Consider the following 7,728-nt stretch of genomic DNA (forward strand, 5'->3'; position numbering starts at 1 on the left):
TTCCGATCAATACCAATGATTTTCCCTGGATATACCCTGTATTGATTTGGCTCCAGTTCAATGTGTCTGGCAGCGTCAGCCATTTCTGAATAGGTTGTTCATCCAGCACCTTAAAATCTTTTTTTGAAACTTTACGGCAATAGCCATCAAAGAGGATGTACCATACGACCACGTCGTCAATATATATCGGTGGATTAAACTCTGAACTCCCTTTCAGAAAAGGAAACAGCTTCTCCACTGGACTGACACTATAGCTTGTGTTAGCTACATCCGTTGTGTAGACCATATCCTGTGTGAGATAATAGGTGCTGTCTTTTTTTGTCCATACCGCTTCCGGTGTCAGCCAGGTGCCTTTTAACGTAAAAAGATGATTGTCATCGTAAGCGTTAAATATTCCGCCATAATCAAGACGGTCTTCCTTTTTGGGCTGAATAGCACCTTCAATAAAAAATTTCGCTGTCACCCCATCGTATTTTTCCAGGCGTGCAGCAACAGCGATAGCATGCCAGTGGTTGGAAACAACATACACCGTATCTCCAGGCTGGATGATTCGCTCTCCAGCGTTATTTTTGAGGCGTCTGCTGAAAATATAATTCTGCACCGTCGTCTTGGAGTTTTCCTCCTTGAAGATCAATGCCGCAGGTACCCCCTTGCTGACCAATTGCAGCGCCATGGACGAAGCTTCACAAATCTTGGAACCGTGCGCACCACAACCTCCAGACACCACAATAGCATCCATCGGCCGGATATGGTAGAGCTGGGCAGCAACATCTACCCGCTGGGCCAATACCTCAGGATCGGCTGAACCCAATAATAGCAGGATATTCTTGTGCTCAGCAGCTCGGCTGTTGCCCAATAGAAGAAGGGTAAGGATAAATAAACAGCTTAATTGTTTCATCTTATTTCACTTTTGCACCCATCCAAGTAGAAGAGCGCGGGTTATTATTGATATCTTGTTGCATGCGACTATCGTCCAATGCCGGCTTATATTTCTTGGCAAGCTCCAGCAATCCGGATGAGCTTAAACCATAACTCATGGACGGATTTTCGGCACCGATGGGCAGGTAATCCGGATTCAGCATGGTCGCAGGTTCAAAGCTTAGCTTTGGAACAATGCTTCCATCAGCGCCATACACCGCCTTCGTAGCAACAGTGTGCTGGATTAATGGAACAACAGCAATGTTATCCGAATAAGCATCAACATCGCTTGAACTGCCCGCCTGAATATTGCCCGAAACGATTGAATTGATCAAAGTCAAGTTGTTGACATTGCTGCGGCGATAGACACCTCCGCCGGGACCAACAACGGCATTCTTGGTAATGGTTGTACTGATTACGTCTGCCTGACAGTTATCATACAGCATCAGTCCGCCACCGCCGTTGGCTGATGTACTTGAATTTTCAGCCAGCAGGCAATTAACAAATACCCCTTTTGATTTTTCACGCAGATAAACCCCTGCTCCATAGGATGTATTTGAATTGCCAACCACCTCACAATTATAGAGTGTAATAGCTGCATTTGGATAAGCGTGTAAGCCCCCTGCGGTGCCTTTGGCACTATTGTGATTAAACTGGCTATCGTAGGCAATCAGTGACCCATCGGCGATCCATAGTCCGCCACCGTTATTTCCGCTGTTGCTATTATTGTTGATGCGACAATTTTCCAACCTGAGCTGGGCACCTGAAAACGCATAGATGCCGGCAGCAAAACCTGCAGTTCCCTTATCTGCGGTCGCTTTATTATCAATCACCTCCACATTTTTGAGCAGAACCCTGGCCATACCAATTAACATACCGCCACCTTGGCCACGGCTGAATTTTACGTTATCGATCGTTGTACTGGCACTGCGGTCGGTGGCATTTCCCCCTTTGATGCTGATATTTGCCAGCATAACCTGATTTTCAGGATCCGGGGTTGCCGTCACTGTGACTGTGTGAAACACCGATTTTCCACTGGAAAGCTTCCCCTGAAAGATGGTTTTATACAAGGCCGGATTGGGCTGATCTCCAGGTTTGACATTGGCCGCGTATCCGCCTATTAGGCTGACATTTTTTGCGATCTCTATGGTTTTATCGGATTCCTCATTCACATCACCATTGCGAATGGTTCTAGTTGGAATATAGGTTCCCTCGGCCAAGAATAGGGTACTGCCTGTCGTTGCTTTTTCGAGTGCCTGATCGAGATCTGTAGCACTACTCCACGAACTGCCATCTCCCTTACCTGCGGGAGTCACATAAAAAACGGGCACTTTTCCGGATTCCTGCAAAATCAAGATCTCCTGCGATACATTATCGTTCAGCCTGAGCAGCAAAGTCGCCGAACGTTCATCCTCCGAATTTTTCGAAACAGAAAACCGGATCTTATTTTTCCCTTTGGGATACACCGTACTATCCAGTTTGATCCAGTCTTTGTCGCTACTGACGGTAATCGTTGCATTCGCCAAGATGTCCAACTGATAGGTATCGGCCCTACTGCCGACCTCCATATAATCCCGATCGACCAGGAGCCGCTGCTCACTTTCGATTTTATCTTTTTTACAGCTCTGTATGCCTAAGGCAGACAAAAGAACCATAAAAATATATAACGATTTTTTCATTATAATCAATGTTTTTTGAACCTACTTATTGTTTTGTGTTGCTATAAATCTGCTGCAGCTGACGGTAACATTCAATCAGCTGGGCTGTGGTTTCATAATGACACTCAAACATGAATACACCTTTATATTTAATTTTTTCCAGTGCGGCCAATATGGTATTCCAGTCATTCTGCCCTTTACCATTACAAGGCAGGTAGTGACTTTCCTTTGTTCCATCCCCATCCGCGACATGAAGCGTCTTGACGCGCGGTCCAAAAGCCAAAAGCAGCCGCTCGGGATGTGCAATATGGTTCATATCCACTGCAATGCCAACCTGATCAGGAAAGCGGGCAAAAAGTTCCTGACATTCTTCTACGGTCCGCAGTAGGGGTCGTTCCCGCTCCCCTACCGTCAGCGAAGGCCCGAGCATATTTTCGATGACGAGTTGAAGCCCTGCCCCCGATACCGCCGTGTACAACTCATTGACAGAACGTACCAGCTGCTCCTTGCGGGCCTCGCGTCTGTTGGGTTCGAGATAATAGGATGGGTGAAACAGAATCACCTGCGGATGAAGACGGTAAAGACCTTCCAGTAGCTGCAAATGCATTCGCATCACCTGCTGCCGCTGCTGTTCGTCCAGCGTAGAGATATCTATTTTGGCGGAAAAGGGCATATGGATAGACCATACCTTCACCGCAGCTTTTTTCAGTACAATGGCCAACGAATCGCATTTAAGCAACCATTCAGCCTGCGGGATTTTTAAACTGAGGTCTGCATTGACGAAGCTTCCGAGACCTGCAATCTCTATATAATCCATACCAGCTTCTTTGTCTGCTTTTAGCTTTTCAAATGCTATCTTCCGGATATCAAGAGAGTAGCCAACGGCATAATCAGGCCGATCCTGTTTTTGACAGTACGTATATCCAGGGATCAAAAGATAACAGAGGATCGAAATAAAAATAAGTTGTTTCATGTTATCTGTATAATTTCTCCCATTCAGGATTTTGTTTCAAATTTGGGTTTAACTTGATATCTTCGATTGGGATCGGTGCATAGTAATCACGTTTTTCATCAAACTTACCCCGTTGATAAAATGGATCAAGTGACCCCTTATTGGCATTCTGTGTATTCGAAACTGGGTCCCAAAGTGTCCGCTGATTGATATTGATCAAGGTGGTCACCGTACCCGGTGCACCCGATGTATTACCTGTATGGACATACACATCCGCCTTGCCATCTCCTGTAAAATCATAAGCTCCGATACCGGGAAAATAAACCCCGACAATAGGCTGATTCAGTTTGGATCCGGCTTTCCATCGCATTAAGTCATCCCAGCGCTGTCCTTCGTTGAACAATTCGATCCGTCTTTCGCGCCGTATTTCCAAAAGAACTCCCCTGAATGCACCAGCATCAACATTGGGATACATGGCCAGCAGATAGGGGTCAGGGTTAGCATTCGCTTCAGCGAGGGATAGCATCGGCATCCCCGCACGGCTACGCAACTTATTGACCGTCAAGTCAAGGTCGCTTTGACTGATCGTCCCAAGTTCAGCTTTTGCTTCGGCATTGATCAGCAGTGCCTCCGCATAACGGAATAAGATGACATCAAAATAGGAGGCCGATACGCCCCATTGCAATTTATCCGGCAATGCCTTGATCAGACGGTAGCCTGTCGTGGTGATCGTCAAGTTGACAGGCTCATTCGCTGTTTCGCCGTTAGCTCGGAAGTCTGGCCCCGCTGTTGTCTGTGTAAGCCTTGGATCTCTATTCTGCATTTCTTGATAGAATTCCATGGTCTTGTAACCTGATCTATCCGTAAAACGGCTTCCATCCTTCATCAGATAGCTATTGATCATATCTTTGGCGATACCGTACGCCCCCGAAGTTGCTGAGGTAAAGGAATAGCCAAGGCCATGCACACGCATGCCCAGTTCAAAATCAATGGCAAGGATAGTCTCCACCTGATCCTGATTATTTCGGGCGAATAGATTCCGATAGGCTTGATCCGCACCGCCCTGGCTGTACAAGGTATAGGCCCCACTATTCATCAATTCGGTCGATGCACTAACAGCCTCATTCAGGAACTTTTCATGTCCTGCGATCTGATGGTATTTTCTAAATGTTCCTTCAAAGAGTGCCACCCTTGCTTTCAGCAGCAGCGCCGTGTATTTAGTGATCAAGTTAAGCTGTTTTTCAGCTGGTATATTTTCGATCGCATAGTCCAGATCGGCCATAATGGAATCCATCACCAGCTGCCGGGTGTCCCTAGCCTTGAAAAGGTCTTCATCTTTGGCACTCAGCACCTTTCCGTACCAGGGCACGTCACCGAAAGTTTTCACCTTATCGTAATAAAAATTCGCTCTAAAAAAACGGGCTATGCCGCCGTATTTCTTTTGTGCTACAGCGTCGGGAACTTTATGGTAGTTGGCCAGAAAATAATTGATCTTGCGCAACTGGCTCCAGGACCAACCGCCCGAACCGCTTCCCACGGGGACAGTTCGATTGCCCTTGATCCGGTCGGCAACCGTAAGGGGTATCATATTATCCGAATTACCATCGTTTGTATACCAGGATTCATTGGGTAAAAAGGTGTAAAAATCATTGGTGGCCACCTCCAGATCCTTTGCTGTATTGAAAAAATAAGGCGCTTCCACCTGGTCCTCCGAGGGACGGTCCAAATAATCTTTCTGACAAGCTGCCAGCGATAGCAAGATCAACAGACCAAGTAGTTTATAGGTGTTTGTTGTAAGTTTCATTATCATTGCGTTGTCAAGTATTAAAGCGTAAGCATTAAACCAAAAGAATAAGTTTTACCCATGGGATAGTCCCGTAGCAGTCCCCGCTCCGAGGAATCCGCAGGATCATTGGCACTTGCAGGCGAATTATAATTGATCATTGCACCTGCTTGTTCGGGATCTATATACTTCGTCAGATGGCCAAAGTTCCAGGTCAACAGATTCTCGCCGCTGAAGTAAAACCGTAATTTTTCAACTTTATAGCGCCTTGTCCATTTCTGCGGTAAGGTGTATCCCAACGTAAAATTTTTCATCCGTAGGAACCCAACATTGGTCAGGTAATAGTCGTTCAATTCGTACAGCGACCTTCCACTCTGCAGCGACGAGTATCCCCGATAGATCTGTGGATACCTGTTCCCTTTATTGTCCGGCGTCCATGCATTATCTACCAAGTCTTTGCGTACAAAGGAAAGATATGGGCGCTGGTAGGAACCCCAGTATAAATCTCCTGTCGGGTACCAATCCTGTTTGGCAACACCAGCAAAGGCTGCCGAGAGATCAAAATTATTCCAGGAAGCACTCATATTGATTCCAAATGGAAATTTCGGCATGGCATTACCAATGGGTTTAATATCACCGTGGTTGGCAAGCGTATTATCGCCTTTGTCGATGCGTCCATCACCATTGAGATCCACGTATTTCACATCGCCGCCGCGCAACATATTCCATTCACTATTTTGCGACACACTCAGAATATCATTATATACTTTGGAGAGGGACAATTGTGGATCCTGGAAACTATTCTGGTAGCTCAATGCCTCCGCATCGGACTGAAACTGTCCATCAATATGGTATCCCCAGATCTGCCCTAGCACCTGTCCTTCGTAATAGGAGCTCAACAAGCCTTGTGGATTATTATATTTCGTAATGATCCCTTTAAAATTAGTGGTATTTGCGGCGATGTTGAAACGAAAGGGTGAGCCGGCAAGGTCAAATTTATCCTGGTAGCTTACCCCCACTTCAAAACCTTTATTGCGCAAAGCAGCATAGTTTTCACGCGGTTCATTAGCTCCAAATACCGCTGGAAGTGGCTGCCCCGGAAGATACATGCCTTCAACATCCTTCTGATACCAGTCAAAGTTGATATTTAGCTTGTTCTGGATCAGCCCAAGATCAACGCCAAAGTCAATGCTTTTGGTCCGTTCCCAGGTGACGACATTCGGCAACGGTGCCGGTGTACTCGCCCCGATAAGACGGGAGCCTCCATTTAGCCAAGCCAACTGCTGCACCGTCATCAATTCTTTAAAGGTATTGACACCTACAGTCTGGTTGCCGAGCTTGCCATAAGAAGCTCTGAGTTTTAAGGTAGGTATACTGCCTTTGATCGATTCCCAGAAGTGCTCACGATCTAGCTGCCAGCCTAATGAGACGGAGGGAAAAAATCCCCATCGGCTCCCGCTTGGAAAGCGTGACGAACCATCATACCGTGAATTTATTTCCAGCAGGTATTTATTATCGTAGGCATAATTAAAACGGCCAAATACACCCTGAATAGCCCAATTTTCAGCTGTTCCACTCAGGCTATACATGGAAGTCCCCAGCGCCAGGTTGGATAGATCTTCGATCAGCAGGTCGTCCATGGCCCCGGCGATACGGTCCCGGTCAAAGGATTCCTGATTGTAGCCTACCAATAATTTGAACTGATGTTTTTGCGCCACACTTTTTTCGTAGGTCGCAAACAGGTTCATCGCGTTATATTTGTCTTTCCAGCGGTATTCTGTCAGACGGTTGAGCCCTGCTGTCGTATAATTGAGCTTGTTGCCCGAATAGTAACTAAAGGGGTTGAGGCGTGTGCTCCGTGAAAAGTTTTCGATACGGTTGCTATAATCAAAATTTACCTGTAGGCCTTTCATTGGCTTGAGCAGGACACGGAAGGTATTGGTAAACTCTTCACTATTGCGTACCTCCCAGCTTTTTCCGGATTCCAGCCCTGCATTGGCTCCCTGACCGCCAGTACCCACACCGATATCCGTTGGAATACCATCGACAAAATTGGGGTAAAAAGGCATTAGATTATACCAGGTCGTCGTGCTCCAAAGTCCCCCCAGACCATTACTGTACCCCCCATATTCTTTATCCTTTTCGTTGATGAACTGCGTATTGTTTGAAATTTCCAACCAGCTGTTGGGCGTGAATACCAAATTGGATTTCATATTCTGGCGATCCATATTCGCATCGTCATTGATATTGTTGATCGTTTCCCGTTTGAATACACGTCCAGAGAGATAGGCTTTCAACTTTTCACTGCCACCTGAAATGGCGATATTATGGAAGTTGGAGGGCTGATATTTTTTAAATAGGTAATCCCACCAGTTGGTCTTATAGAAAAATTTATAGGTTCCGTCTGTCTGTTTCTC

The 7,728-nt window shown here is 46.3% G+C and carries 5 protein-coding genes; all 5 read right to left on the reverse strand.

What is annotated here, in order from left to right:
• On the reverse strand, positions 1–898 hold an 898-nt coding region (locus tag B2X72_RS15550; RefSeq protein WP_286850515.1), incomplete at its 3' end, for a YdcF family protein.
• Position 899: 1 nt separating this feature from the next.
• Positions 900–2,597, reverse strand: a complete 1,698-nt coding sequence (locus tag B2X72_RS15555; protein WP_115049874.1) for a right-handed parallel beta-helix repeat-containing protein — start codon at positions 2,595–2,597, stop codon at positions 900–902.
• 25 nt (positions 2,598–2,622) lie between these two features.
• The gene (locus tag B2X72_RS15560) at positions 2,623–3,549 is read right to left on the reverse strand and encodes a sugar phosphate isomerase/epimerase family protein (RefSeq protein ID WP_115049872.1); all 927 of its coding nucleotides are present in this window, start codon (positions 3,547–3,549) and stop codon (positions 2,623–2,625) included.
• Between the two features lies 1 nt (position 3,550).
• Entirely contained in the window at positions 3,551–5,332 is a 1,782-nt protein-coding gene (locus tag B2X72_RS15565) for a RagB/SusD family nutrient uptake outer membrane protein (protein WP_115049870.1), read from the reverse strand.
• A 20-nt stretch (positions 5,333–5,352) separates the two neighbouring features.
• A partial coding sequence (locus tag B2X72_RS15570; RefSeq protein WP_286850519.1) for a SusC/RagA family TonB-linked outer membrane protein occupies positions 5,353–7,728 on the reverse strand: 2,376 nt, incomplete at its 5' end.

It is taken from the genome of Sphingobacterium sp. UBA7253, assembly GCF_002472745.1.
Lineage (GTDB): Bacteria > Bacteroidota > Bacteroidia > Sphingobacteriales > Sphingobacteriaceae > Sphingobacterium > Sphingobacterium siyangense.